This window comes from Brevundimonas sp., assembly GCF_041919755.1.
Lineage (GTDB): Bacteria > Pseudomonadota > Alphaproteobacteria > Caulobacterales > Caulobacteraceae > Brevundimonas.
Map to the genome: position 1 here is coordinate 1 of NZ_JAYRTD010000006.1, position 22,992 is coordinate 22,992.

Annotated in this window: 31 protein-coding genes, 1 tRNA gene and 1 pseudogene; 15 read left to right on the plus strand and 18 right to left on the minus strand. The window is 65.1% G+C overall.

Translation table 11 applies throughout. The annotated features are described in order from the left end of the window. Positions 1-208: 208 nt before the first annotated feature. On the minus strand, positions 209-508 hold the full coding sequence (gene rpmB, locus ACE3TH_RS08930; RefSeq protein WP_296167295.1) for a 50S ribosomal protein L28: 300 nt from the start codon (positions 506-508) through the stop codon (positions 209-211). 204 nt (positions 509-712) lie between these two features. On the opposite strand from rpmB, the gene ACE3TH_RS08935 reads away from it, so the two are divergent. Together ACE3TH_RS08935 and ACE3TH_RS08940 are read left to right on the plus strand one after the other, a co-directional pair. Then, entirely contained in the window at positions 713-1,213 is a 501-nt protein-coding gene (locus ACE3TH_RS08935) for a DUF3617 domain-containing protein (RefSeq protein ID WP_374599351.1), read from the plus strand. Positions 1,214-1,290: 77 nt separating this feature from the next. Continuing rightward, positions 1,291-1,617 (plus strand): hypothetical protein, encoded by a 327-nt coding sequence (locus tag ACE3TH_RS08940; RefSeq protein WP_374599353.1) that lies wholly within the window; start codon positions 1,291-1,293, stop codon positions 1,615-1,617. On the opposite strand, the gene lepB is transcribed toward ACE3TH_RS08940, so the two are convergent. The 5 genes from lepB to fdxA all read right to left on the minus strand — a co-directional run bounded on the left by lepB (position 1,614) and on the right by fdxA (position 5,414). Next, a complete protein-coding gene (lepB, locus tag ACE3TH_RS08945; protein ID WP_374599355.1) occupies positions 1,614-2,363 on the minus strand; it encodes a signal peptidase I in 750 nt (249 codons plus the stop codon). The genes ACE3TH_RS08940 and lepB overlap by 4 nt on opposite strands. A gap of 88 nt (positions 2,364-2,451) precedes the next feature. After that, the gene (locus ACE3TH_RS08950) at positions 2,452-2,910 is read right to left on the minus strand and encodes a response regulator (protein ID WP_374599357.1); all 459 of its coding nucleotides are present in this window, start codon (positions 2,908-2,910) and stop codon (positions 2,452-2,454) included. Position 2,911: 1 nt separating this feature from the next. After that, on the minus strand, positions 2,912-4,006 hold the full coding sequence (locus ACE3TH_RS08955; RefSeq protein ID WP_374599359.1) for a PAS domain-containing protein: 1,095 nt from the start codon (positions 4,004-4,006) through the stop codon (positions 2,912-2,914). A 201-nt stretch (positions 4,007-4,207) separates the two neighbouring features. Then, the gene (locus tag ACE3TH_RS08960; RefSeq protein ID WP_374599361.1) at positions 4,208-4,771 is read right to left on the minus strand and encodes a CarD family transcriptional regulator; all 564 of its coding nucleotides are present in this window, start codon (positions 4,769-4,771) and stop codon (positions 4,208-4,210) included. A 301-nt stretch (positions 4,772-5,072) separates the two neighbouring features. Continuing rightward, entirely contained in the window at positions 5,073-5,414 is a 342-nt protein-coding gene (gene fdxA, locus ACE3TH_RS08965; RefSeq protein WP_292170967.1) for a ferredoxin FdxA, read from the minus strand. Positions 5,415-5,597: 183 nt separating this feature from the next. Here fdxA and ACE3TH_RS08970 point away from each other — a divergent pair, with 183 nt between their 5' ends. Further along, positions 5,598-6,224, plus strand: a complete 627-nt coding sequence (locus ACE3TH_RS08970; protein WP_374599363.1) for a YceI family protein — start codon at positions 5,598-5,600, stop codon at positions 6,222-6,224. A gap of 4 nt (positions 6,225-6,228) precedes the next feature. On the opposite strand, the gene ACE3TH_RS08975 is transcribed toward ACE3TH_RS08970, so the two are convergent. From ACE3TH_RS08975 to ACE3TH_RS08985, 3 genes are read right to left on the minus strand one after another with little or no spacing between them, the layout of a single operon-like run. Then, entirely contained in the window at positions 6,229-6,507 is a 279-nt protein-coding gene (locus tag ACE3TH_RS08975) for an RNA-binding S4 domain-containing protein (RefSeq protein ID WP_374599588.1), read from the minus strand. A gap of 12 nt (positions 6,508-6,519) precedes the next feature. Then, the gene (locus ACE3TH_RS08980) at positions 6,520-9,009 is read right to left on the minus strand and encodes a helicase-related protein (RefSeq protein WP_374599365.1); all 2,490 of its coding nucleotides are present in this window, start codon (positions 9,007-9,009) and stop codon (positions 6,520-6,522) included. Positions 9,010-9,043: 34 nt separating this feature from the next. After that, on the minus strand, positions 9,044-9,481 hold the full coding sequence (locus tag ACE3TH_RS08985) for an ABA4-like family protein (protein WP_374599367.1): 438 nt from the start codon (positions 9,479-9,481) through the stop codon (positions 9,044-9,046). Between the two features lie 255 nt (positions 9,482-9,736). Between ACE3TH_RS08985 and ACE3TH_RS08990 the strand changes: the two genes are divergently transcribed. Beyond that, a tRNA-Arg gene (locus tag ACE3TH_RS08990) sits at positions 9,737-9,813 on the plus strand. Between the two features lie 255 nt (positions 9,814-10,068). Here the strand turns inward: ACE3TH_RS08990 and ACE3TH_RS08995 are convergent. Further along, positions 10,069-10,650 carry an ATP-binding cassette domain-containing protein gene (locus ACE3TH_RS08995; protein ID WP_374599589.1) on the minus strand — a complete coding sequence of 194 codons (582 nt, stop codon included), beginning with the start codon at positions 10,648-10,650 and terminating at the stop codon, positions 10,069-10,071. A 37-nt stretch (positions 10,651-10,687) separates the two neighbouring features. On the opposite strand from ACE3TH_RS08995, the pseudogene ACE3TH_RS09000 reads away from it, so the two are divergent. From ACE3TH_RS09000 to ACE3TH_RS09030, 7 genes and pseudogenes are all read left to right on the plus strand, one after another. Continuing rightward, positions 10,688-11,074 (plus strand): annotated as a pseudogene (locus tag ACE3TH_RS09000) (CheB methylesterase domain-containing protein); the annotation flags it as partial. Then, complete coding sequence (locus ACE3TH_RS09005) at positions 11,074-11,463, plus strand: response regulator (RefSeq protein WP_374599369.1); 390 nt, start codon at positions 11,074-11,076, stop codon at positions 11,461-11,463. The pseudogene ACE3TH_RS09000 and the gene ACE3TH_RS09005, both read left to right, overlap by 1 nt. Continuing rightward, positions 11,460-12,002, plus strand: coding sequence for a chemotaxis protein CheD (locus ACE3TH_RS09010; RefSeq protein WP_374599371.1), 543 nt, complete (start codon positions 11,460-11,462; stop codon positions 12,000-12,002). Before ACE3TH_RS09005 ends, ACE3TH_RS09010 begins: the two co-directional genes overlap by 4 nt. Next, positions 12,002-12,352, plus strand: a complete 351-nt coding sequence (locus tag ACE3TH_RS09015) for a hypothetical protein (protein WP_374599373.1) — start codon at positions 12,002-12,004, stop codon at positions 12,350-12,352. The genes ACE3TH_RS09010 and ACE3TH_RS09015 overlap by 1 nt, the downstream gene beginning before the upstream one ends. Further along, positions 12,346-12,957, plus strand: coding sequence for a PleD family two-component system response regulator (locus ACE3TH_RS09020; protein ID WP_374599375.1), 612 nt, complete (start codon positions 12,346-12,348; stop codon positions 12,955-12,957). Before ACE3TH_RS09015 ends, ACE3TH_RS09020 begins: the two co-directional genes overlap by 7 nt. After that, positions 12,954-13,451 (plus strand): hypothetical protein, encoded by a 498-nt coding sequence (locus ACE3TH_RS09025; RefSeq protein ID WP_374599377.1) that lies wholly within the window; start codon positions 12,954-12,956, stop codon positions 13,449-13,451. Before ACE3TH_RS09020 ends, ACE3TH_RS09025 begins: the two co-directional genes overlap by 4 nt. Positions 13,452-13,528: 77 nt before the next feature. Then, positions 13,529-14,044 carry a MarR family winged helix-turn-helix transcriptional regulator gene (locus ACE3TH_RS09030; protein WP_374599379.1) on the plus strand — a complete coding sequence of 172 codons (516 nt, stop codon included), beginning with the start codon at positions 13,529-13,531 and terminating at the stop codon, positions 14,042-14,044. Here ACE3TH_RS09030 and ACE3TH_RS09035 read toward each other — a convergent pair. Genes ACE3TH_RS09035 through ACE3TH_RS09045 form a run of 3 tightly spaced genes read right to left on the minus strand, consistent with a single transcriptional unit; the run spans position 14,019 to position 15,135 of the window. After that, entirely contained in the window at positions 14,019-14,339 is a 321-nt protein-coding gene (locus ACE3TH_RS09035) for a deoxyribodipyrimidine photo-lyase (RefSeq protein WP_374599381.1), read from the minus strand. The two genes, ACE3TH_RS09030 and ACE3TH_RS09035, sit on opposite strands and share 26 nt — an antisense overlap. Then, complete coding sequence (locus tag ACE3TH_RS09040; RefSeq protein WP_374599383.1) at positions 14,294-14,701, minus strand: DUF983 domain-containing protein; 408 nt, start codon at positions 14,699-14,701, stop codon at positions 14,294-14,296. Before ACE3TH_RS09040 ends, ACE3TH_RS09035 begins: the two co-directional genes overlap by 46 nt. A gap of 59 nt (positions 14,702-14,760) precedes the next feature. Continuing rightward, positions 14,761-15,135 (minus strand): hypothetical protein, encoded by a 375-nt coding sequence (locus ACE3TH_RS09045; RefSeq protein ID WP_374599385.1) that lies wholly within the window; start codon positions 15,133-15,135, stop codon positions 14,761-14,763. A 117-nt stretch (positions 15,136-15,252) separates the two neighbouring features. Here ACE3TH_RS09045 and ACE3TH_RS09050 point away from each other — a divergent pair, with 117 nt between their 5' ends. After that, entirely contained in the window at positions 15,253-18,144 is a 2,892-nt protein-coding gene (locus ACE3TH_RS09050) for a hypothetical protein (protein ID WP_374599387.1), read from the plus strand. A gap of 3 nt (positions 18,145-18,147) precedes the next feature. On the opposite strand, the gene ACE3TH_RS09055 is transcribed toward ACE3TH_RS09050, so the two are convergent. From ACE3TH_RS09055 to ACE3TH_RS09065, 3 genes are all read right to left on the minus strand, one after another. Then, a complete protein-coding gene (locus ACE3TH_RS09055) occupies positions 18,148-18,426 on the minus strand; it encodes an HU family DNA-binding protein (RefSeq protein WP_292170926.1) in 279 nt (92 codons plus the stop codon). Between the two features lie 118 nt (positions 18,427-18,544). Then, on the minus strand, positions 18,545-19,273 hold the full coding sequence (gene fliP, locus ACE3TH_RS09060; protein WP_292171026.1) for a flagellar type III secretion system pore protein FliP: 729 nt from the start codon (positions 19,271-19,273) through the stop codon (positions 18,545-18,547). Between the two features lie 83 nt (positions 19,274-19,356). Then, positions 19,357-19,629: a FliO/MopB family protein gene (locus tag ACE3TH_RS09065; protein WP_374599388.1), complete on the minus strand. Its 273-nt coding sequence runs from the start codon at positions 19,627-19,629 to the stop codon at positions 19,357-19,359. Between the two features lie 147 nt (positions 19,630-19,776). On the opposite strand from ACE3TH_RS09065, the gene flgB reads away from it, so the two are divergent. From flgB to ACE3TH_RS09080, 3 genes are read left to right on the plus strand one after another with little or no spacing between them, the layout of a single operon-like run. Further along, on the plus strand, positions 19,777-20,184 hold the full coding sequence (flgB, locus tag ACE3TH_RS09070) for a flagellar basal body rod protein FlgB (RefSeq protein ID WP_374599390.1): 408 nt from the start codon (positions 19,777-19,779) through the stop codon (positions 20,182-20,184). A gap of 50 nt (positions 20,185-20,234) precedes the next feature. Further along, positions 20,235-20,621, plus strand: coding sequence for a flagellar basal body rod protein FlgC (gene flgC, locus ACE3TH_RS09075; RefSeq protein WP_374599590.1), 387 nt, complete (start codon positions 20,235-20,237; stop codon positions 20,619-20,621). 10 nt (positions 20,622-20,631) lie between these two features. Next, a complete protein-coding gene (locus ACE3TH_RS09080; protein WP_374599392.1) occupies positions 20,632-20,931 on the plus strand; it encodes a flagellar hook-basal body complex protein FliE in 300 nt (99 codons plus the stop codon). A gap of 4 nt (positions 20,932-20,935) precedes the next feature. On the opposite strand, the gene ACE3TH_RS09085 is transcribed toward ACE3TH_RS09080, so the two are convergent. Next, positions 20,936-21,694 carry a prolyl hydroxylase family protein gene (locus ACE3TH_RS09085; protein WP_374599394.1) on the minus strand — a complete coding sequence of 253 codons (759 nt, stop codon included), beginning with the start codon at positions 21,692-21,694 and terminating at the stop codon, positions 20,936-20,938. A gap of 131 nt (positions 21,695-21,825) precedes the next feature. After that, on the minus strand, positions 21,826-22,974 hold the full coding sequence (locus ACE3TH_RS09090; protein WP_374599396.1) for an acyltransferase family protein: 1,149 nt from the start codon (positions 22,972-22,974) through the stop codon (positions 21,826-21,828). Between the last annotated feature and the right edge of the window lie 18 nt (positions 22,975-22,992).

Here is a 22,992-nt window from a genome sequence, read left to right on the forward strand (position 1 = left end):
CGGCCTCGTTCTCCCGCAGGATCCCGATGATCTGCTCTTCCGTGAATCTCGCTCGTTTCATTCCGTCCGTCCTTTCAAGGGCCGGACTCTAGCTCCACGTGGAGGAAATTCTCAGGGGCACGTCACCAGCAACTCCCGTTCCCCATCCGCCCAAAGAAAAAGGCCGGTGTGTCCACCGGCCTTCTTCAAATCTCGATGTCGTCGCCGATCAGGCGGCGGTGGCTTGTTCGGCCAGCTTGGCCTTGACCTGGCGCTTGATGCGCTGGGCGGCCATCGACAGTTGCTCGTCGCGGGCCTTGACGATGTAGGCGTCCAGGCCACCCTTGTAGTCCAGGGTGCGCAGGGCGGCGTTGGAGATGCGCAGGGAGAAGGTCTGGCCCAGGGCTTCCGAGGCGACCTTGACCGTCTTCAGCGACGGCAGGAAGCGGCGCTTGGTCTTGACGTTCGAGTGGCTCACGCTGTGGCCGACCATGGGGCCGATACCGGTGAGTTCGCAGCGACGCGACATGGGACTATCCTTGGGCAGAGGCGTCCACGAAACGAGCGAACGCATGAAATGATTGCGCGCAGGAACGAGGCTCCTGCGCGAGAGGGGGCCGTATAGAGGAGAGCGCCCCGCCGCGTCAAGGGTTTGAAGCCCGTTCAGGCGTCGTTCAATTGCCACCCTATATCCGCTCTAATGATGAAACGCCCCTCTGTCGAAAGACCCGCCATGTTTCCGAAGCCCAGCCGTGTCTTCAGCCGCGTCCTGGCCACCGCCGCGCCCGTGATCGCCGGGGCCCTGTTCCTGGCCGCACCGGCCGCCGCGCCGATGGCCGGGCCGTCCTATCAGGCCGCCAGTGCGACGCCGCCGGTCCTGCCCGGCTACTGGGAATACACCACCAGCGCTCTGGGTCAGCGGGATACCGAAACGAAGTGCGTGCGCCCCAGCGAGATCAACCGGTTCTTTGGCGGCCTGTCGACGCGGCATTATCAGTGCACCTACCCGGTGCGTCAGGTCGGCAACGGCAATGCCCGGTTCGAGGGCAACTGCGTCTCGCGCAGCGGACGCCAGGCCCGGGTGCGCCTGAACGGGACCTATCAGGCCGAGCAGTTCAGCTTCCGCGGCGGGGCCTCGGTGAAGGCGGCGGGCATCTGGAGCCCCTTCATCCCCGCGACCATCACCGCCCGGCGACTGGCGGCGCAGTGCCCGGCCAATGCCGAGTATTTCTGATCGCATGACGCAAGTTTCACTGGCGGTCGGGCGCTAAAGGCGGCTTCATCCCGGGGCTTGCCAACCGGATGCCTGCCATGACCCGCCCGTCGTCGCCCAAGAAGAGCGAAACCCTGGAAATCCGCCTGCCGTTCTCGACCAAGGAACGGTTCATGGCGCGGTGCCGCGACGACGGTCGATCGGCCAGCGAGGCGGTGCGCGGCTTCATCGAGGATCAGATCGAAGGTCGGACCCGGTCGATGCGTTCGCGGGCCTGGCAGTTTGCCGTGGCGGCCGCTGCCGGTTTGGCGCTGGGGGCCGTGGCGGCCCCGTCCCTAGCCAAGGCGTCGGGCCAGACGGCGTTCGAACAGTTGGATGCCAATGGCGACGGGGTGCTGACGCCGGCGGAGTATGGGCGGCGTTAGTTCACCCGCCTGAAGAAGCGGTCCGTCTGCAGCCTGACCCAGGTCCACGGCTTGAACAGGCTGGCCCCCGGTTCCCATGACGCCGCCACGATCTCGGCGCGGCCCAGGATGTTTTCTTCCGGCAGCAGGCCGACGCCCACATCCGCCGGCCAGCGGCTGTCCAGCGAGTTGTCGCGGTTGTCGCCCATCATGAAATACTGGCCTGCCGGCACGACATAGGCGCCGGTGTCGTCGCCGGGCTGTCCGGGGCCACCGTCATAGGTCAGGTGCTTCTTCTGACCCGTGGTTTCGCGCACCAGGACGACGGTGCGCTCAGGCATGTCGTGGTCCTGGATCAGGCCGAGCGGCGTCTGGCGCATGGGCTGGCCGTTGACGAAGACCGTGCCGCCCGTGACCTGCACCGTGTCGCCGGGCAGGCCGATCAGTCGCTTGATCCAGACCTCGTTCGGGGCACTGGGTCGCCGGAAGACGACGACGTCGCCGCGTTGCGGATCGCGTCCGAACAGCCGCCCGTCCGGCAGTGGCGGATTGAAGGGTAGGGACGCCCGGCTCCAGCCATAGGCGTATTTGGACACCACGATATAGTCGCCGGTCACCAGCCCGGGCTCCATCGAGGACGAGGGGATGGTGAAGGGCTGAAACAGCACGGTCTGGAAGGCCGTGGCGGCGACGAGGGCGACGGCCACGGTCTTGATCAGCTCAAGGGTTTCGTGAAGCGGGCGTTTGGGGGCAGAGGCTTGGGTCATGGCCCCAGCACAGCGGATCGGAGGTGCGGAGCAAGTCAATGTGTGTCCGGACAACTGAAAACCGTGTCCGGACAGCACTCAGGGACTGTCAGGCGGCGGTCGGTGCCGACCAGTCCCGAGCTACGCGCGGAGAGGGAATGAAGCTGGGCGGCGCATCGATGGTCGGCGGGGGATCGAGGATGCCCTCTTCCAGAAACCGCATGGCGGACAGCAGCCCGGCCCTTGAAAAAGGTTTGGGAATGACGCCGAAGGCCCCCAGGAAGTCGTCGGGCAGCATTTTCGGATTGGCCGTGACGAAGACCACGGCCGTCCGGGGCCAGTGCTCGCCCAGATACCGACAGACGTCCAGACCGCTGCTGCCCTGCGCCAGTTGGACGTCGACGAAGGCGAGGTCCGGTGCGCGCTCGAACGTCATCTCCGTGACCTCCTGATAGGAGGCGGCGTCGCCGATCACGTCATGGCCCAGATCCTCGACCATGGCTTCGATGTCCATCACCAGGATGGCCTCGTCCTCCACGATGAGCACGCTGAGGGTACCGCCGGACATTTCAGTCCGGGGTCTGGAAGGTGAGGGTGACGCGCGTGCCGGGATGGGCGGGCTCCCAGGTCACCTTGCCCCCGACCTGTTTGGACAGGCGCGCGATCAAGGTGCGGCCCAGGCCGGAGACGGCATCGGGTGCCAGACCATGGCCGTCGTCCTCGATGACAATCTGCGCCGTGTTGCCGTCCTGCGATGCCGTGACCTTCAGGACGCCGGCGCGGTTGTCGGCAAAGCCGTGCTTGATGGCATTGGTGATCGCCTCGTTCAGGATCAGCCCCAGCGCCGAGCCCTGACCCGAAGGAACGAGGATGGACGTGACGTCCAGATCCAGCCGGATGTTGTCGCGACCCGAGGCCCCGAGCACATCCCGCGACATGGTCTCGACCAAAGCCCCCACGTCGAAACGGGTGATGTCATCGGACTGATAGAGGCGCCGATGCACGGTCGCCAGGGCATCCACCCGCTCCAGCATGGAGGTCAGAGTCTCGACCAGGGCCGGATCTTGAAGCGCCTTGGACTGCAGCCTCAGCAGTGAACCGATCATGGTGAGGTTGTTCTTCACGCGGTGGTCGACTTCGTGCAGCAGCAGGGTCTTGGTTTCCAGCGTGGCCTGGAGGTCGGCGGTGCGCAGCGCGACTTCACGCTCGACGATGGCCTTCTGCTTTTCGACGACCGCCTTGGCCTCGACCCGCTCGGTCACGTCCAGCTGGGAGGCGAAGAAGAATTCGATTTCGCCCTTGTCGTTGCGCACGGGGCTGAGGAAGAGTGCGTTCCAGAACTGAGAGCCGTCCTTGCGATAGTTCAGGATGTCGATCTGGATGTCTGTGCCGGCGCGGATGGCCTCGCCGATCTGACGCACGGCATCGGGCGAGGTGTCCGGGCCCTGCAGGAAGCGACAGTTCCGGCCGATGATCTCGCTGCGCTCATAGCCCGTCAGCGCTTGGAAGGCGGCGTTGACGAAGACGATGGGATTGTCATCCAGGCGAGGGTCGGTGATGACCATCGGCATGCGGGTGCCGCGAATGGCGGCCGCGAACGGGTCGCCGCGCCCCTGCTCGTGTTCGACAATCTCGGTAAGGTGCCAGTCGTCCTGCTGCTTCATGGGTCCCAAGGCGTGTGAATGGATGTGACGCGTCGCGTGCTGCGCGTCACGGGGTGGCCCTGTGACTCTTGCCTGCCGGCAAGATACGTGTGCGGGAGGGTTTGGTTTCAGGGTTTCCGGTGACGGCGTGGCCCTGGGGTCGAAAAAGGCCCGGTGTCACCACCGGGCCTTCCCATAGTCAGTCGATCAGATGCGATCGGATTATGCGGCTTCGGCCTCGTCCGCATCCTCGGCGGCGGCTTCGGCGGCGGCGATGACGGCCTTCTTGGCGCTGAGCGACTTGGCCAGCAGTTCGACGGCGGCGTCCTTGTCGATCTTGTTGGCGGCGGCGACCTCGCGGGCCATGCGATCCAGGGCCGACTCATAGAGCTGACGCTCGGAATAGGACTGCTCCGGCTGGCTGTCGGCACGGTGCAGGTCGCGCACGACCTCGGCGATGCAGACCAGATCGCCCGAGTTGATCTTGGCTTCGTATTCCTGGGCGCGACGGCTCCACATGGTGCGCTTGATGCGGGCGCGGCCCTTCAGCGTGGTCAGGGCGCGGGTCACGACGTCGTCGGCGGCCAGCGAGCGCAGGCCGGCCGTCTTGGCCTTTTTGGTGGGGACGCGCAGGGTCATCTTCTCGTGGTCGAAGGTCACGACATAGACCTCCAGCGACATGCCGGCGACTTCCTGGGTCTCGACCGCCGCGACCTTGCCGACGCCGTGCGCCGGATAGACGACCGCGTCGCCAACCTTGAATTCCAGACCACTCTTGTTTGTCATGTCATTCCTTTCACGGCGCAGGTGAAGGGCGAGACGTCGTCACACAGTCGAAAGCACAGCAACCCCCGGCGGAGAACCTCCGAGGGCCAATCACACAGTCGTCAGACGCGAAAACGGATCACCGAACCTCTGGCCGACTTCACCTTCGTGGGTGAAGTTCTGTCGCAAACGCGGGCGGCGCGAGAAAATCGCAGACCGCCCGTCCCAATAGGGTGAACCTATCACAAATCTGCGGAATTTCAAAACGTCCGGGGACGAAGCGTCGCCTTGGGGCATGCGGCGACCCCGAAGAGCGGGACTTTCAGGAACCCGTGCCCGGCTTGGGCGAGAAGTATTTCTCGAACTTGCCCGTCTCGCGCTCGAACTGTTCGCGGTCTTCCGGGGGTGTGCCCTTGACCGTGATGTTGGGCCAGACCTTGGCGTATTCGGCATTGACCTGCAGCCACTTGCCGTCCGGCTCGTCCTCGGTGTCGGGCACGATGGCGTCGACGGGGCATTCCGGCTCGCACACGCCGCAGTCGATGCATTCGTCGGGCGCGATGACCAGGAAGTTTTCGCCCTCATAGAAGCAGTCGACCGGGCACACCTCGACGCAGTCCATGAACTTGCACTTCACGCAGGCGTCGGTGACGATATAGGTCATGGGCGAACGGGATCGGTCTGGCTGGAACGGCGGGACGGGTTGCGCAGATGACCCCGCAGGCGCGGACTGTCAACCGAATGGCGCTGAATGCGGCGTCACGACCCTTGCCAAGCCAGCCACCGCTTCTATCTGTTACAGTTCTGATTGCAGTTCGTAACTTCAGGCTTTGACAGGAGCACTTCCATGAACCGTCTCGTCCGCTATTCCCTCGCCGGTGTCGCCGCCGCCGCCCTGATGACCTCCGGAGCGGTGGTCGCCCGTACCCAGGCGACGAAGGTGCCCGCCGAGGTTCGCGCAGGGACCTATGCGCTGGACGCTGCTCACGGCAAGATCACTTGGTCGGTCGATCACCTGGGCTTTTCCACCTACTACGGCCAGTTCGTGAACGTGCAGGCCGAGCTGAGGCTGGACCCGGCCAATCCGTCGGCCTCGACCCTGACAGCGACCATTCCCCTGACGGATGTGGATTCCAACTCCGATGGTCTGGATGTGCATCTGCAGACCGCAGACTTCTTCGACACGGCCAACCATCCGACTGCGACCTTCGTCTCGCGCTCGATCACCATCGACAGTGACGATCCGACCGAGGCCGATGTCCTGGGCTACCTGACCATCCGTGGCGTCACCCGTCCGGTGACCATGGAGGTCGAGTTCAACCAGGCCGGTCCGTCGATGGGCAACACCTACAAGGTCGGCTTCGACGGCGAGGCGACCATCAAGCGCTCCGAGTTCGGCGTAAACTATGCGCTGCCAGCCGTGTCGGACGAGGTGAAGCTGCACCTCGAGGGCGAGTTCGTCCTGCAGCAATAGGCGATCAGTCCGCCTCGATCAGGGCATACAGGGCGCGGGCCTCCTCCGCCGGTCCGCGCCGCTCGCCCAGACCCTGCACGGTCAGATCGATCAGCCGGGGCCCGACCATGAAGGTCAGGCTGTCGCCGACGTGAACGCAGCGGCTGGGCTTGTCCAGTCGCACCTGACGCCCCGCATGGGTGATCCGAACAGCGCCCCGCTCTACCAGGGCCGCCGCCAGCGACCGGGTCTTCACGAACCGCGCGCGCCATAGCCAGACATCGATGCGGCAGGCCTGCTCCATTCTAGCGCGCACTCATCCTGCAGCCTTCTTGCGCCTGGGCCGACGACGTTTGGCGCGGTCGGCTACCGGTGCAGGCTGGGTCAGGCTCGAAAGGGCCGCAAAGGGCGAGTCCTTGACGGGACCGATCTTGCGGATGTCGGTTGCTGCCTGCTGAGCCCGCGCGGATTTCAGCGCCGCGAGCAGGGCCTGCGCTTGCTCGCGCGTCAGGCCAAGCGCGGTCAGATCTGCGTCTGGCACTGTGCCCTTGCCCCTGGCGCGCGCTTCGCCCAGCGCCTCCAGCGTCTCGACCGGCACAGCCCAGCGCCCGGCGGCACGAAGGCCGAAGGCCGACAGCAGGCGAGGCGAGGGGGCGGGGTCGGGCAACAGGGTCAGGGGGGCCTGCAAAGGGCGGAACGGCTCGCGCGCCACGAAGGCCTGCGCCACCGCGCGCGGGCGATCCTTCAACAGAGCGGGCATCCAGACGGAGTGTGCGCCGATCCGGACGCCGAAGGTCTTCAGCGTGCGGCGCTCGATCTGGCTGAGGGCTGAAAGGTCGCGCTCCACGTCGCGACGATCGAGGATGCCGCCGGTCTCCAGCAGGCGAAAGGCCAACCCGCGCGGCAGGCCTTTCAGCGCCCCGGTCTCGACAGCGGTTCTTAGCCGACGCAGGGGGCGCAGGGCCCGCCCCGCCTCCGCAGCCAGCCATGCCTCCAGCCGCCGCTGGGCCCGCTCGCGCGCCGCGACGGGGCCCAGTTCGCCCAGCAGGCGGACCTTGGGCGCGAACCAGTCGCCGCCCGCGACCTGACCGGCCTGGGCTCCACGCCACAGGATCGCCCCGTCGGGAAGGACCGCAAAGACGTCGTCCGTATCGGCGGCGAGACGACCGAGCCGCCGTGCGATCTCGGGCGTGACAGCCTGGCGCGCGGCATGGCGCAGGGCGCGATCTTCCAGAGCGCCGCCACCCTTTTCGATCTGGAAGTGGATGCCGGTCAGCTGGCCGACGGCATGACCCTCGACGATCACGGCTCCATCGCTGCCGACATCGGCGACGGTGTCCTCGGTCACGTTCAGCGCCCGCATCAGGGCCGTGGTGCGCCGGTCCACGAACCGCGCCGTCAGCCGCTCGTGCAACACGTCGCTGAGCCGCTCCTCCAATGCCTTGGTCCTGTCGCGCCAACCCTGGGCCTGATCCAGCCAGTCGGGCCGGTTGGCGATGTAGGACAGGGTCCGCACCCCGCTAAGACGCGCCGACAACTGGTCGATCTGGCCGTCGTCGCGGTCCAGTTCGGCGAAGCGCGGCGCGATCCAGTCCTGGGTCAAACGCCCGTGCCGTCCGGTCAGGGCCTGGAAGATATCCTTGGACAGTCGCGCATGCTCATCCAGCGTCGTCTTCTGGAAGTCGGGCAGCTGGCACGCTTCCCATAGGCGCATGATGGCCCCGCGCGAGCGACTGATGCGGGCCACATCCTCGTCCTTGATCGCCCGCCGCAGCAGGGTCTCGTCCAGCGCCGGCTGGGTCAGGTTCAGGCCCCGAAAGCCGGAGGTCATTGTCAATGACCGCAACAGGTCGGGCAGAGTGTCGAAGTCCAGCCGCGCATTGCGCCACTCCGCCGCCTCGACCGGATCGAAGCGGTGCTCGATCACCTGTTCGACGATATCCTGATCCAGTTCGGTCGCCTCGGCCGTGACGCCGAAGGTGCCGTCGCGCAGGTGCCGTCCGGCCCGTCCGGCGATCTGGCCGATCTCATGCGCGTACAGCCAGCGGGTGCGCCGTCCGTCGAATTTTCGCAAACCCGCGAAGGCGACATGATCCACGTCCATGTTCAGACCCATGCCGATGGCATCGGTGGCGACCAGAAAGTCTACCTCGCCCGACTGGAATAGCTCGACCTGGGCATTGCGGGTGCGGGGCGACAGACTGCCCATGACCACGGCCGCGCCGCCGCGCTGACGTCGGATCAGCTCCGCGATGGCATAGACCTGGTCGGTGGAGAAGGCGACGATGGCGCTGCGTGGCGGCAGGCGGGTCAGCTTCTTGGACCCCGCATAGCTCAGGGTCGACAGCCGCTCGCGCGTGACGATCTCCACGTCCGGGATCAGCGATCGGATCAAGGGGGCCATGGTGCCGGCGCCCAGGAACATGGTCTCGAACCGACCGCGCGCATGCAGCAGCCGCTGGGTGAAGACGTGGCCTCGTTCAGGGTCCGCGACCAGCTGGATCTCGTCGATGGCCAGGAACTCGACCTGCCGCTCCAGGGGCATGGCCTCGACGGTACAGACGAAGAACTGGGCCCGCGGCGGGACGATCTTCTCCTCGCCGGTGACCAGGGCGACCGAGGACACTCCGCGTCGTTTGACGATCCGGTCGTAGATCTCGCGTGCCAGCAAACGCAGCGGCAGGCCGATCATGCCCGAGGCGTGACCCAGCATCCGCTCGACCGCCAGATGGGTCTTGCCGGTATTGGTGGGCCCCAGAACCGCGACGACGCGAGAAGGAGCCTGGCCGGTCGAACGGTCGCTCATGATACCGATAAGGTGGCGACTTGCTGGCGGTTCCTCAAGCGGGGCGTTGCGTCCGCGACAATCCCGCCCGTACCGCTAGATAGACCAGCAGGCCTATCGGACCGGCCATCAGCGTCAGAAACAGCACCGGAACCATGGCCCAATGCGGCACGCCGCGCCTGCCCGCATCCTCGATGGCCCAGGCCCCGACCCACAGGTCGAACGCCAGATAATGGACCCAGCCGACCAGCACCGCCTCTGGCCGGGAAAACAGGGCCGCTACGCCTGCCAGCGAGGTGAACCCGCCACCCTCGCTCATGCCGCCACCCACGATCGAGCCGATCAGCAGCCCCGCATAAGTCAGAGCCAGCGCCACCCCGATCACGCGGGCCACCAGCACCAGCCGGTCCCTCGCCAGCGGGGCGAAGGCCAGGGCGATCCAGCCTAGAAGCGCGAAGAGATTGGCGACGTCGAACAGGCGATCGGCGGTCATGGCGGCGGGTCTCCTTCGACCGATTAATGCGCGTAAACACCTCGGCGGAACAGGGACGAAACGAATCAGGACCGAATCAGTGACACCGCCCGATTCAGTCTTTGTTCCCTACAACATATTGTATCTTAACAGAGATTAACCACAACTGTGTTCCGGCAAGATCTGACGCGGGTGGTTGCGCTGCAAGGCCGATGACGGTTTTGATTGTCTGCCCGCTTCCCCCGCGCTGCTTCTGACGCTAGTTCACGCTTGCGTGGTCCCGTAGCTCAGCCGGATAGAGCAAGGCTTTCCTAAAGCAGAGGTCGGGGGTTCGAGTCCCTCCGGGATCGCCACGCATTTTCTCGCCACCAGCTAAGCCTGTCATGTTTTCCAGCTAAGGCTGTCGAAAAGGTAGACAGTCGACGCGGTATCGACCTGATACAGCTTACAGATCAGTGGCTTGATCAGCTGTCTTGGACCAGTCTCTCCATGACAGCTTTAACCTGTGAAACACGGTCCCGGACGTTCTGATCCTAGGCGCGATCAACGTCCGTCCTGCGCCAAGACCGGACATTCTGATCGACGCAACAAGGCGACGTTGCAGGAACCTATCCAAGCTGGTGGATGAGCGCCTTGCTCAGAGACTTGATCGTCAAATAGGTCTCGCCATCAACTTCATAGCCCTCCGTCGAGTGGCGGATGACGACGTCGGCTTCTGCTTGGGAGCCGCTTACACCAAAGTCCATCCGTTTGACGGCGCGTCCCAGCCACACGGCCGCAAGACCATCGGCTTCGATGCAAACCATTCCACGGTTAGTCCCACGTGTTTCGAACCGTCCGCTCTGAAGCGAGAATGCCAGATTGGCTTGGTCGAACGCCTCGCCGATAGCACCTGACAGGGCAACATCCTCGGGCGCGCCATCGATAAAACGGCCTTCGCCCGGCAGTAGCCAAATCCGGTCGGCGGCATTGAGCGATAGCTCCAGATCATGGCTGGACAGGATGATTGAGACACCTGTCTCGCGGGCGATCCTCCGTAGGGTCGCCGTGATGGTCACGCGACTGGGCAGATCCAGGAAGGCGGTGATCTCATCCAGCAACATGACCTGAGGACGTTGGGCCAAAGCTCTCGCGATCATGACCCGCTGCCGCTCACCGTCCGACAGACTGTCGACATAGCGGTCACGCAGATGTCAGCCTCGTCGGACAGACAGGTGAGGCGCTGACGGCCACATCTACCTCGCCCCAGGCGGATTGCGTCACCTCACAGTCAACCGCCTCGGCAGCCAGCTCGTCGCCCGGCTGATCGAAGGCGATCTGGTCAGTGGGCATCGCCCCTCGGTAGACGCTCTGTTCCGCTCGGTGGCACTAGCGGCCGGTGGTAACAGCGTGGGTGTGATCCTGACCGGAATGGGCAGCGACGGTGCGGCGGGACTGTTGTCGATTCGCCAGGCTGGGGGAGCCACGATCGGGCAGGACGAGGCGACTTCGGTCGTGTTCGGCATGCCCCGCGTGGCCGACGAAATGGGTGCTGTCCTGCGTCAGTTGCCTTTGCATCGCATCGCCACGGCCGCGCTGTCGGCCAGCCGCAATCACGTGAAAGGGACTGCGTAATGCCGGCCGCCGCCTCGGTAAAAGTTATGGTGATCGACGACCAGCAGACGATGCGTTCGCTCGTGCGTAACGGTCTTCGCGAAATCGGCATGACCGATATCCGTGAAGCGTCGGACGGTGAAGACGGGTTGCGCCAGTTGCTGGGTAGCCCGGTCAACCTGGTGATCTCCGACTACAACATGCCCAAGCTCGATGGATTGAATTTGCTACGAGCCGTGCGCGCCGCGCCTCAGCTCAAGTCTGTCGGCTTCATCATGCTGACCGGTCGTGCGGATGGCGATCTGGTCAAGCGCGCCGTTCAGTTCGGCGTCAACAACTACCTGGTGAAGCCTTTCACCGTGGCCACGCTGCGTCAGAAGATCGAAGACGTTTACGGGCCCCTGACATGATGACGGGCGGAGTGGCTGGCGAGCGCCGCATACACGTCGTTCAGGGGCACCATGAGGTCAGCGCTGATCCTGCTGTTTGCCTGACGACGATTCTCGGCAGTTGCGTCTCGGCCTGCCTTTGGGATCCCGTGGCTGGCGTAGGGGGGATGAACCATTTCCTGCTCCCGGAAGCACCGGATGGAGCAAGCGGCGATCGGCGCTATGGCGTGCAGGCCATGGAGTTGCTGATCAACGGCCTGCTGAAGCAGGGTGCGCGGCGCGACCGCGTCCAGGCCAAGGTGTTTGGCGGCGCACGAATGGCGGTGGGCGTGACGGACATCGGGGCGAAGAACGGTGTCTTTGCCCGCAAGTTTTTGGCGGATGAAGGTATTCCCGTGATCGGCGTGAGCCTTGGTGGCGAGGCGGCGCGACGCATTCAATTTTGGCCGGTCTCCGGTCGCGCCCGTCAGCACGTCGTAGATCGTACGGCCATCAAGGCTCCCGAGCGTTCTGTTCCTGTGGCTGCGCCGGCAGATGCTGGCGAGTTGGAGTTGTTCTGATGGCCGCCTCCCCGGAGATGTCCCGGTTGCTGACCGCCATGCGGGACGAGCTTGGAGACTGGGCGGAGGCTTCGGAGAGGCTCGAGCACGTGATCGGCGACGTGCTGTTGGGGCGCAGTCTGACCGAGGGTGAAATCGAGGCCGTGCAGGCTCTGGATGGACTGAGCCAGCATTTGCGTCAGCTGTCTCAGCTTTGTGGTGATCTCAGCGGAGTTTCCGCTGACCATCAGGAAGCTGCCGACCATATTCAGGCTGCGGTCGGAAGGCTTAATCTGGGGGGTCTCGGCCGTCGTTTGGCCGGCCTGCCGGTTGTTGTCACGCTCGGCTCAGGGGATGCCGAACTATGGTGACAGAGGCGGAAGCCAACCTTGACGGTAACGCAAAGCTCGACTTTCGAGAGGCGCGGATTCTGTGTGCAGACGCCAGTTCCCAAGGGCTCGATATCCTGGGCCAGATGCTGATCGGCTTTGGGATTCAACAGATCACGCGCGTTCAGACGGGTGACGAGTTCAAGAAGTGTCTGGCACGAACCAAGTTCGATCTGATCCTGCTTGAAGGCGGTCTGAACGGAAACGGCTATGAGCTCGTCAACTGGCTCCGGCGCAGTAATCTTGAGCCAAATCGCTATGCGCCGATCATCGTGCTGTCGGGCCACACGCCCCGTGCCCAGGTCGAGCAAGCTCGTGATTGCGGAGCAAGCTTCGTCGTTGTGAAGCCGATCAGTGCGACCACCCTGCTGGCGCGCATTATGTGGGTTGGTAAGAATTCACGGCTATTTGTCGAGGCTGACGCCTATGTAGGGCCTGACCGACGCTTCAAGAACGAAGGCGTGCCTGCAGGGCAGGTCGGACGCCGGCGCAGTGATCTGTCGGGTGAAGTTGGGGAAGCGGTGGATCCAAACATGTCTCAGTCCGAAATCGACAGCCTTCTCAAACCTCAGAAGTTGGCCCTATGACGTCGGTCATAATCCGTCGGGTTACCACCAGTCTTGAAAAGATGGTGCGGGCCCATGAGGGTGTGCGGGTCAGCGAAGCCCTGGCGGCGGCGCAAGCCAATCTGGACTCGATTGAGGACATCTGTCTCGAAGAGCTGGACCTTCGTCTCCTACCGCTGACCGAGTTCGCACGTGACTATCCGGTCGTCCGTCCGCCAGACGCTGTGCTTCAGCAGGTCGGGCGGAATGCCAACGCCGCCTTGACGGCTTGCAGCGGCCTGAACAAGCCATTGTTGGGTCGCACGCTGCTGATGTTGTGCGCGATGATCGATGCTCTGTCACACACGCGCTATTGGCCGGACGGAGCTCTCAACCCAGCCATCGCCATGCTCGGGTTGTTGCGGTCTGGTCAGGTACCCGACACACTGGCTGAGGACTTGATTACCGAACTGCAGCGCTGCCTGGTTCAGTATGTGGAACATGCGGATGCTGCGCTCGATCAGTTGAGAGCGTAGGGGCGCAGACGCAGCGCGATTGACCCGTTCTCTCGCGACGGTTTAACGTAAGGTTGAACCAGTACCGGAGCGCTGCAGTGGCCATCCGTGGCATCATCCCACCCGTCGACAGCCCTGATCGCCCGTTCGAGCGCCGAGAGGCTGAGCTTGAAGCCGTAAGAGCAATCTACGGGTTGGCGATGCATATCAACGAAAGTGTGATCAATGCCTTGGGGCAAAAGCTCGACCAGTTCGACATTTATGCCATCAGCGCCCTGGCGCGAAGGGGCGCAATAAGTCAAGGCGAACTGGCCCAGGCCATCGGCAAGTCTTCAGTCTTTGTCACTCGGCTGGTTGATGACCTGGAAAAGGCTGGATTGGTCGAGCGTGTTGCCCACCGGTTTGACCGCAGGATTAACGTTGTCCAGTTGACGCTTTCCGGCCGGGAGGCTTACGAGCGCATGAGAACGCGTGCCGAGGAGTTGGCAGAGAACCTCTTTCGCGAAACGTCTGACGACTATTTGCGGGCGCTACTCGAACACATGCGCCGAATGAGCTCTAGAACAGGCTTTTCCTTGAGCAATGGGCTCAGCCCAGCTGAACAGGGCGCATAGCGTTTGAGATTGTCGGCATCAGATCGTGAGTACGACGTTCAGCCGACGTCGTATGTCGGTCTTTCCCCTGTCGCCATCCTGGCCCCATCGGATGAACCCTCAAGCGTGTCGCCACCTGCTCCTCGTCGTCGACGACGTACACCGGCACCGGGGTCCGTGATCTGACACAGGCTCGACTGAAGCCGGGATTGTCGGTCAGGCGCAGGTCGTGGCGGAACCAGTAGAGGGCACAGTCCATCGCAGACGACGCTATTTCCACTTTGACCCGTCGCCGTGCTTGCCGATGCTGGCCCATTCCGGCGGGGCAGCCTTGTGGACGTACTGCTCGGAGACTAGCCAGCCCTTGATCGGCCGCAGTACGGCCAGACAGGCCAGGATCAGGAGCGGCATGGTCACGACCAGATGCACCCAGATCGGGGGCTGAACCGTGAACTCGAACCACATGAACAGGCCCAGACCCACCGTTCCGACGCCGGTCATGCCAAAGAAGGCCGGGCCGTCGGCGGGGTCTGCAAAGCTGTAGTCCAGGCCGCAGGCCGGGCAGGCGTCGCGGATCTTCAGATAGCCCCGCAACAACGGTCCCTTGCCGCAGCGGGGGCATCGGCAGCGCAAGCCGGTCGAAAGCGTGTTGAGGCGAGGGTAGGAGGGATCGGTCATGGCATGGATGTCGGCCTCATCCCTGCATATGGCAAGCGTCAGGGCGTCGCGGGAGCGCTTCAGGACCCCGACGAACTCCGTGCGGCATTCCATACGAAGACGAAGTTGCGGTGCTCTGCCCAAGTCTGTCCTTGAATGTGGTTCCCGACGAGGCAGGCGGCACTGTGGTAGGGGCCGGTGCCATCTGTTGTGCGGAAGGAAACGCACACTCTACCGTTCTGAGCCTTCCACCGCCCGGCCTCGATCGTACTTTCGTAGAAGTCGCCACTGACTGTGCCGTCGGCAGCCAGTGTCAGATTCATCGGCTTCAGATACGGTTGCGACGGGTCCGCCGACAGATCGACATTCCAGCGGCCTTCCATGGCATCAGGCTCAGCCGTGGCGACCGGCGCGGACTGCAACAGCGCGGCCATCAGCAATACAGCAAATGTCATAGCGAGTTGTCCTTCAGCAACGGTGCGCGTGAACGATCTCACTGGCTTCGGTCACTGTCCAGCGATCACCGATTGTTAACTGCGTTGAAAGGCCGAGCCACCTAACCATACGGGCCTATGTCCGGGGCCTCCGTCAGCAAGCGCGTCCTTCGCACCACCGTGGCCGCCGCCGCGGCGGGCGCGGTCGCCTTCTCGCCGCTGGCTCCGTTGGCGCAGGAAGGGTCAGGGGCGCTGGACCCCGTTACCATCCGCATTGGGTCGAACAGCGAGTTCACCCGGGTCGAGTTCGCCGGCGTCATCGGTTCGCGCTCTCGTGTCCGGCGCGAGGGCCGCAACATCATCGTGCGGATCGGCACGACGGCCGCGCCCGACGTCTCGCGCCTGAAGGTCGATCCGCCACCGGGGGTCGAGAAGGTCGGGACCCGCGCCGTCACCGGCGGCACCGAACTGGTCCTGACCCTGGCCGAAGGCGGCGACGCCCGCTCGGGCAGCGCGGACGGGGCGGTCTATCTGAACCTCTATGCCCAGGCGGCCGAGGCTCCGGCCCCCGCTGCCGGAAGTGCCGCCGCCACCGTGCCGGTTACGACCCGCGCCGAGGCCGGGCGTGTCACGCTCGATTTCGGCTGGACCACGCCGGTTGGGGCCGCCGTTTTCCGCCGGGGCGAGGCGGTCTGGATCGTCTTCGACAGCCGCGCCCGGCTGGACATGGCCGGGGCCAAGTCTTTGGGACCCGCCACCGAGGCCAAGTGGACGGCCGGGGCCGACCATGTCGCGGTGCGTATTGCAGCACCCCAGGCCCTGGCGGTGTCCGCCGTCGCGGACGGCACGACCTGGCGCGTCATCATCGGCGGCTCGCCGACCGCCGTCGAAGGCGTGCAGATCGCGCGAGACGACACCGGCGATGCGGCCCTGGTGGCACGCATGGCCGGGGCGACCAAGGCGGTCTGGCTGACCGACCCGATAGCGGGCGACCGGTTCGCCGCCGTCACGGCGCTGGCCCCCGGCAAGGGGTTCGGGGCGCGTCGCAAGACCATGGACCTGGCCCTGCTGCCGACGGCGCACGGCCTGGCGGTCGAGACCACGGCCCCCGACCTGGCCATCCTGGCCCAGGGCGATCTGGTGACGCTGAGCCGTCCTGGCGGACTGATCCTGTCGCCGCCGTCGGCCGAACTGGAAATCGGCGCGAGCCAGGCGGATGCGCCGCAACGCGCCCAGCACCCCGGGCTGATACTCGCTCAATGGGCCGATGCGGGCGAGGGCGGCTTTTCGACCCGCTACCGCACCCTTCAGGATGCCGCCGCGCTGGAGGCCCAGAGCGCCGGCGACGATCCCCGCGCACCGGCCGAGGCCCGGTTCGCCTTCGCCCGGTTCCTGATCGGCTCGGGCCTGAGCTATGAGGCGATCGGCGTTCTGAACGCCATCGTGGCCAAACAGCCGAACATGATCGGCGAGCCGGAGCTGCGCGGCCTTCGCGGTGCCGCTCGTGCCTCTATCGGCCGCATGGAGGAGGCCCAGGGCGACTTCGCCTCAGCCGCCGTGGCGGGTGACCCCGCGTCCTCGGTCTGGCGCGGCTATATCGCCTCGACCCAGGGCGACTACACCACCGCGCGTCAGGCCTTCACCGCAGGGGCCTCGGTCATCGACCAGTTCCCGGCCGAGTGGCGCGCGCGCTTCGGGGCGGCCCATGCTTTGGCCGCGCTGGAGACCGGGGATCTGGACGCGACCCGCGCGCTTCTGGCTTATGCCTTCAGCCAGGAAGCGCCGGCCGCCGACGAATTGGCGGCGCGTCTGGTTCAAGCCAGGCTGTTCGAGATCGACGGCCAGTCGGACAAGGCCCTGGCCGTCTATACCGCCGTCGGGCGGGCGCCGATGGACGCCATCGCCGTACCCGCCAAGCTGGGGGCGGTGCGCCTGTCGATGGCCAAGGGCACGCTGACGCCCGCCGCGGCCGCCGCCCAGATGGAGAGCCTGCGCTGGCGCTGGCGCGGCGATGCCACCGAACTGGCCGTGATCCGCCAGCTGGGGCAGCTGTATCTGTCGCAGGGGCTGTATCGCGAGGCGCTGACGGCGCTGAAGGCGGCGGGGCCGCGCATGGCGCGCCTGCCGGGAGCGCCCGAAATCCAGACCGATCTGAACAACGCCTTCCGCGCCCTGTTCCTGGAGGGCGGGGCAGACGGGCTGCAGCCGATCCAGGCACTGGGCCTGTTCTACGATTTCCGTGAGTTGACGCCGATCGGGGCCGATGGCGACGAGATGGTGCGCCGCCTGGCCCGTCGTCTGGTCGACGTCGATCTGCTGCCGCAGGCGGCGGAGCTGCTGAAATATCAGGTCGAGAACCGGCTGGAGGGCGTGGCCAAGGCCCAGGTCGCGACTGATCTGGCCACCGTCTATCTGATGGACCGTCAGGCCGAGGCGGCCTTGCAGGCCCTGTGGTCCTCGCGTTCGACCCTGCTGCCGACGGCGATGAACGCCGAGCGCCGCGCGCTGGAGGCTCGCGCCCTGACGCAACTGGGCCGTTACGACCATGCGCTGGAAATCCTGGGCACGGATAGCGGGCCAGAGGCGCGGGCGGTGAAGGCCGAAATCCTCTGGAAACAGCAGCAATGGCCCCAAGCCGCGGCCCTTTACGAAGCCGGGCTGGGCGAGCGCTACAAGGCAGGCGGCGCCCTGACCGCGGACGAGGAGGCGCGGCTGCTGCGCGCCGGGATCGGCTATTCCCTGGGTCGGGACGGCGCGTCGTTGAACCGCCTGTCGCGCAACTATCGGCCCTATGTGGCGGGGGCCCGCAACAAGCCGGCCCTGTCGATCGCGCTGGATGGTCTGGACGGGACGGATGGCGAGACGTCGGCCGCCGACTTCGCCGGACTGGCCGCGTCCGCCGACACCTTCGCCGGCTGGGTCACGGCCATGAAGACCGAGCTCAGAACGAAAACGGGCGGCGGCCCTGCGGCCCCCGCCCGTTCGCAAGCTGCGACAGCAGCACCGGCCCAATCGAGACCGGCGGCTTAAGTCTTACTTGTTGACCGCGTCTTTCAGCGGCTTGGAGACGCGGAAGCGCACGGCCTTGGAGGCGGCGATCTTGATGGTCGCGCCGGTGGCGGGGTTGCGGCCTTCGCGAGCGGCGCGGGCGGCGGTGTCGAAAACGCCCAGGTTCGAAATGCGGACATCGCCACCGGCGGTCAGCGAGGCGTGGATGTTCTTGACGATGGCTTCCAGCACGCGGCCGGCATCGGCTTGGCTGACACCCGCGTCCTTGGCGACGGCGGAGATGAGTTCGGCTTGAGTAGTCATAAGGGTCGTTTCCCGATGTAAGCTCGCTCCGATTCCAGAGCGATGACCGGGGGATGAGGGCGACTTTTTTCCGACAATGCAAGCGTCATCGCCGCTGTAGTGCCCGCAGGGTGGGGATTTATCCCGCGCCGGACGCCCTCTGGAAGCTCTCGACCAGGCTTCCGCAGACCAGTCTCCAGCCGTCTACCAGCACGAAAAAGATCAGCTTGAACGGCAGGGAGATCACGACCGGCGGCAGCATCATCATGCCCATCGACATAAGCACGCTGGCGACCACCAGATCGATCACAAGGAACGGAACGAAAAGGAGAAATCCGATCGTGAAGGCGGTCTTCAGCTCGCTGATCATGAAGGCCGGCGTGACCACCCGTAGCGGCAGTTCGGCCGGTGGCGTGGAAGCCTCGACGGCCGACAGCCGGGTGAACAGGGACAGGTCGTCCGGGTCCACTTGGGAGAGCATGAAAGTCTTCACAGGTTCAGCAGCCGCATCGAAGGCCTGGGGCAGCTCCATCTGCTGATCCATCAGGGGGCGGATGCCCGAATCATAGGCGTCCTGCCAGGTCGGAGCCATGACGACGGCGCTCAGGAACAGGGCCAGGGACACGATCACGGCGTTGGGCGGCGACTGCTGCATGCCCAGGGCGGTCCGCAAGAGCGACAGCACCACGACGATCCGCACGAAGCTGGTGGTCATGATGACGATGGACGGGGCCAGCGACAGTACGGTCATCAGACCGACCAGCTGCACCACCCGCTCGGTCAGGCCTGCGCCTGTGCCCAGGTCGACATTGATCGCCGCTCCGCCCGAGGCGACGTCCTGGGCAAACGCCCCCAGCGGCCACAGCATGCACAGCAGGGTCGCGATCAGCGACAGCTTGGCCGCCCTGGCCAGCTCCGCGCGGGTGGGGAAGACGAAGAGGCCAGACAATTTCACTGGTCCGATCCCCTGGGCTCGATCAGTTCGCGGCCTTCGCCCAGCACCAGGAGGCGTTCTTCATTGTCGATCCGCACCAGCACCAGCCGCCGTGCGGGGTCCAGCACCAGGGTCTCGACCACCTGCATCCGACGCGGCCCGCGATCGGCGCTCAGCCGGGCCAGCAGCTGCGGCGCATAGCGGCGCGCGGCCCAGGCGGCCAGGCCGATGATGCCCAGGGTGAAGGCGAGGGCGAACAATGCCCGCAACAGATTGAAAAAAGTGTCCATGCGCCGTCGGTCCCGCCGGCATAGGTCGTCCGGCCCGCCAGATGTCGGCCATCGTGGTTAACGGCGCGTATAGATAACGTCCCATTAACCATGCACGCGGCATTTTCTGCCCATCTTCAGGGGCGATCCGCGCCCGGAGGGATGTCCGTGGGCCTCACCGACCTGCCATTGTTGAGCCAGATCAAGGGCCGCCTGTCCTGGCTGGACGAGCGCCAGCGGGTCGTCGCCCAGAACGTCGCCAACTCCGACACCCCCGGCTATGTCGCCCGCGACCTGCAGCAACCGACCGACTTCGCCGCCGCCATTGCGCGAGGGCAGGGTGTGCAGATGATGCGCACCAGCGCCATGCACATCGCGCCCCAGGGTCAGGTCGCGCGCTTCGAAAGCAAGGCCGCGCCCGATTCCGAGACCACGCTGGACGGCAACTCGGTCGTGGTCGAAGAACAGATGCTCAAGATGGCCGAGAGCCGCATGGCCTATGACGCCGCCATCGGCTTCTACCAGAAATCCATGCAGATGCTGCGGATGGCGGCGCGCAAGCCCGGCGCGGCCTAGGGCCAGGAGACTGATCGATGACCGACGCCGTACCGCCCAGAAACAGCGCCATGGCCGTGGCCGCCAGCGCCCTGAAGGCCCAGCAGTCGCGCATGCGGGTGATCGCCGAGAACATCGCCAATGCCCAGTCGACGGCGGCGACCGCTGGCGGCGAACCCTATCGGCGTCAGGTCCCGGTCTTTCAGGCGCGCGAGATCGACGGCGCGACCGGCGTGACCCTGGCCGAGGTCCGGCCCGACATGGGCGACTTCCGCAGCGAATACGATCCCTCCCATCCAGCGGCGAATGCCGAGGGCTATGTCCTGCGACCCAATGTCGACACCCTGGTCGAGGCGATGGACATGCGTGAGGCGCAGCGCGCCTATGAGGCCAATCTGAATGTCATCGAGACGGCGCGGTCGATGGAGACCCGCACCCTCGACCTGCTCAAGCGATAGAGGCTAGCCGATGAACCCGATGATGGCGGCCAAGGCCTATGCCTCGATCCAGGGCGGGGCCATGCCCACGGCCCCCGTGCAGGGACCCGCGCAATCGGGCTTTGCCGAAATGCTGACCAGCGTCATGGGTGACATGACCCAGACGTCAAAGGCCGCCGAAACCCAGATGGCCGCCTCGGTTCGGGGCCAGGGCAGCCTGATCGACGTCGTGACTGCCGTCTCGTCGGCCGAGGCGTCGCTGGAAACGGTGATGGCCGTGCGCGATCAGGTGATCCAGGCTTATCAAGAAATCATGCGGATGCCGATCTGATGGATCAGAACTGGGCTCGATCCCGCATCCATTGCGAGAACACCCATTTCTGACCTGCGGTCGGCGGCAGTCCTGCGTGAACTGTGCGTGGGTCGATCTCTCCGTCCGCCAGGGTGTTGGCCCACATGATGGCGTCGCCTGCGCGCCCACGATGACGACGGTCCTCGTGGGTAAAGGCAGTCTCGCCGCCCTCGAAATCATCATTCAGATAGACCAGACAGGTCGCAATCCTCTGGCCCCGCCGCGCGATGTCCTGCGCAAAGCCAGGTACGGCGGGGTCCAGATAGTCGACATGCCAGTCGAACGTCTGGCCTACTTCGTAAAGTAACACCTGGCTCCATTCCAAACTGATCAACGGCATGCCGGCGGCATTGGCTATGCGCTGCCTGACCAGTGTGGTGATGACGTCCATCGTATCGACATCAAACTGGGCGGCACTGTTGGTTCGGCCAGCCGATAGTTGTGCTTGCCCGATATTGGCGTCGAAGACAGAGGCTGGATTGAGTAGCCCACGCGCTCGAGACTGGAGCCAATCGCAAATCGGCGTAGTCACGAATCCCGGCATCAGGACGATCGCCGGACTGTCGGCCACAGTCTGAAGAGGGGGAGGGGCCAGCCACTCTTGAAGTTGGAAGTGATGCTCATCGAGTCCGAGCAACCGGACCTGATCGACTGCTAGCGGATATCCCTGACGCGCCGACAGCGCCAGCAACGCGAGAGCGTTCTGCCAGTCATGGGGTATGCCAAAGCCGCTCGCTGCCATGACAGCGAGGCGATGGCTGGCTTCTCCAGCGCCCGCCCGACTGGCCGTTTGGATGTCATGAAGGGTTAGTCCGGATAGCACGGGTGGACGTTAAGCCTATTCAGGGCGATCGCCAACCTGCTCCGTCAGTCTCAGCCCTCCAGCGACACCACCGGCTGGCGCGTCTCCAGCCGCCGCCCGGTCCGCCGCTTCAGCCATTGCCGGATGCGCGTCTGGATCGGCATATCGATGACGAAGTGGAACAGAAAGGCAAAGGCAAACGCCGCCGCCACGCCCGCGACCCACAGCCCCCACTGCACCGCGACGGGCAGGGCGAAACGCGCGATCAGCACATTGGCCACGCCGAACCAGGCGATCCGCACCACCTCATTGGTGATGAACATGGAAAACGAGACCTGGGCCGCCGTCTCCACCCATTTCGACGGACGCGGCGTCGGAATGGCCCCCGCAGCCAGAATGATCAGCGAGATGCAGACCAGCGACACCAGGGCGTGCTTGTCGAAATACTGCACGAAGGCCAGGGCCAACGCGGCCCCCACCCCGACCCACCCCGCCAGACGCGGCGCGATCCAGACCTTCTGCGCGAACCAGGCCAGGGCCATGCCCAGAAAGAACAGCGGCAGGGCGCGGATGAAGCCATAGCCCATCGGCATCTGATAGACGGGATAGCCCAGCAGGCTCCAGGTCATCTGGTTGACCACCAGATAAAGCCCGACCCCCAATGCCAGCGTGCTCCACGGCCCCAGCTTCGTCAGGCCGCGCAGAATCCACGGAAAGCACAGATAGCAGCCGATCAGGGCCGAGATGGACCAGCTGGGCGCGTTCCAGCCCAGGCCGCCGGGCACGCCGAACGCCTGGGTCAGCGTCAGCTGGGCCGGCAGCTGGTCCCAGCGAAACCACTCCGGTGCGCGCGGCGCGATGCCCATCGCCCCGCTGATCAGGATCAGCGCGACCAGCCCCAGCCCCATCATCAGATGCGCCGGATAGACCCGCAGAAACCGCTTCAGAAAGAAGTCGGTCGCCGACAGTGACCCCCGTGCCACCGACGCGCCGTAAACCCGCATCAGCACATAGCCGCTGTCGATCAGAAAGAAGTTGGTCAGCAGGAACCCGCCCCGCTCGAACACGGGATGCACGCTGTCTGCCAGATGCACGGACCCCGCGCCCTGGAAATGATGCAGGATGATCAGGCTGGCCACAATGAAACGCAACGCATCCAGCCACCCGCCGCGCACGATGGCCGGTGTCTCATTTCGGGTCGAAATCGCGGTCCAGGCCATGGCCGAAGCCTCCTTGCA